Raw genomic sequence first — 2011 nt, forward strand, 5'->3', positions numbered from 1 at the left:
ATTGTAATCGCCGTTCCCATGTCGATAATCAGCCAATTGGTGGGGGTTTTTGCGACCATGCACCCACTGCTGCTGCCACGCGGTCCATGCCCAATGTTTGCGGCGTTTGATAGTCAATTGTCAGTGGTAAAGCCAGTTGCGTTGTCAGTTCGTAGTAGCCGGTCAATTTGTCTGCAAGTGTGCTCACTAACCATGGTTCCACTTTTTTGACAGAACAAAAGATGCCGGATTGGGGCTTCGCCTTATCTAAAATCGCGGACAAGTCCTTTTCAGTCAGTTGCTTAAACTGAAAATGATTGACCACCACGTTATCTGCAAATAGCGTGATTTTGCTCGATGAGTTACCTATGTCGATGGTGATGTTCATTGTTATTACTGTTGCGCACCAATTTCGGGTGCAAAGGTAGCGATAATAAATGTTCCTGCAAAATAATCATCAGAAATTCATTTTAAAGATATTTTTTTGTACCTTTGCGGGCTTGAAACAATCACATTTTATGGCAGACGATGCAAAATATATTTTCGTGACGGGCGGCGTGGTTTCTTCCTTGGGGAAGGGCATTGTGGCTGCCTCGCTGGGCAAATTGCTTCAGGCACGCGGGTTTCGGGTGACGATTCAGAAGTTTGACCCCTACATTAATATTGACCCCGGAACGCTCAATCCGTACGAGCATGGCGAATGTTATGTGACCGAAGACGGGCGCGAAACGGACTTGGACTTGGGGCATTACGAACGCTTTTTGAACATTCCAACTTCAAAAGCGAACAACATCACGACCGGTCGCATCTATCAAAATGTTATCAACAAGGAGCGCAAAGGCGACTTTTTGGGCAAAACGGTGCAGGTGGTGCCACATATCACCGATGAAATCAAACGCAACATCATGATGCTCGGCAAAACGGGCAAATATGATTTTGTGCTCACGGAAATCGGCGGCACGGTGGGCGATATCGAGTCGTTGCCGTTCATCGAAAGTGTCCGCCAGTTGCGTTGGGAGTTGGGCAAAAACTGCTTGTGTGTGCATCTGACGTATGTGCCGTATATTGCTGCTGCAAAGGAAGTTAAGACGAAACCGACCCAACATTCGGTGAAAGTATTGCAAGAGCAGGGGATTCAGCCCAATATTTTGGTGCTACGCACCGAACGGGAGCTGAACAAAAATATCTGCAGGAAAGTGGCTCTCTTTTGCAATGTGGAAGAGGATGCGGTGATTCAATCTTATGATGTGGCAAGCATTTACGAGGTGCCGCTGGTGCTCGCGAAGCAAAAAATAGACCAAATAGTGCTGCAAAAAATGGGGATGCCGGTGGATAGCAAACTGAATTTGACCAAGTGGAAAAAATTTCTCGACCACATGAAAAATGCCACTGAAACGGTTACAATCGGGGTTGTCGGGAAATATGTGGAATTGCCGGATGCCTACAAATCCATCAACGAGTCGCTTTTGCAGGCGGCAACCTATCACGAGCGCAAATTGGATTTGCGCTTTATTCACTCCGAAAAATTGAACGACGACAATGCTGCGGAATTATTAGGTGCGTTGGACGGCATTTTGGTGGCTCCGGGCTTTGGTTCGCGCGGCATCGAAGGCAAATTGGCGGCTCTGAAATATGCGCGTGAGCACGACAAACCAACCTTTGGCGTGTGCCTCGGGATGCAGTGCATGGTCATCGAATATGCGCGAAACGTGCTCGGTCTAACCGATGCCAATTCATCGGAATTTACCACAAAGTCGCCCCACAAGGTCATCGACTTGATGGAAAACCAGAAGCATTTGACAAAAATGGGCGGCTCAATGCGTTTGGGTGCCTACGAATGTAAACTCGAAAAAGGCTCAAAAGCAGCAGAGGCGTACCAAAGCAACCTGATTCAGGAACGCCACCGCCACCGCTACGAGTTTAATAATGAATATAAGGATGCGTTTGAGGCGAGCGGCATGCACTGCACCGGCATAAATCCCGACACCGGCTTGGTGGAAGTGGTGGAAATACCCGCTCTCCGGTGGTATAT

At 48.0% G+C, this 2011-nt stretch carries 2 protein-coding genes; one reads left to right on the forward strand and one right to left on the reverse strand.

The genetic code is table 11. The features are described from left to right. Window positions 1-28 precede the first annotated feature (28 nt). On the reverse strand, window positions 29-367 hold the full coding sequence (locus tag ASC50_RS06370; protein ID WP_056928838.1) for a type III pantothenate kinase: 339 nt from the start codon (window positions 365-367) through the stop codon (window positions 29-31). A 130-nt stretch (window positions 368-497) separates the two neighbouring features. On the opposite strand from ASC50_RS06370, the gene ASC50_RS06375 reads away from it, so the two are divergent. Then, window positions 498-2011 (forward strand): CTP synthase (locus ASC50_RS06375; protein WP_056928839.1); only part of this gene is annotated, 1514 nt, incomplete at its 3' end.

Source organism: Candidatus Symbiothrix dinenymphae (assembly GCF_001431085.1).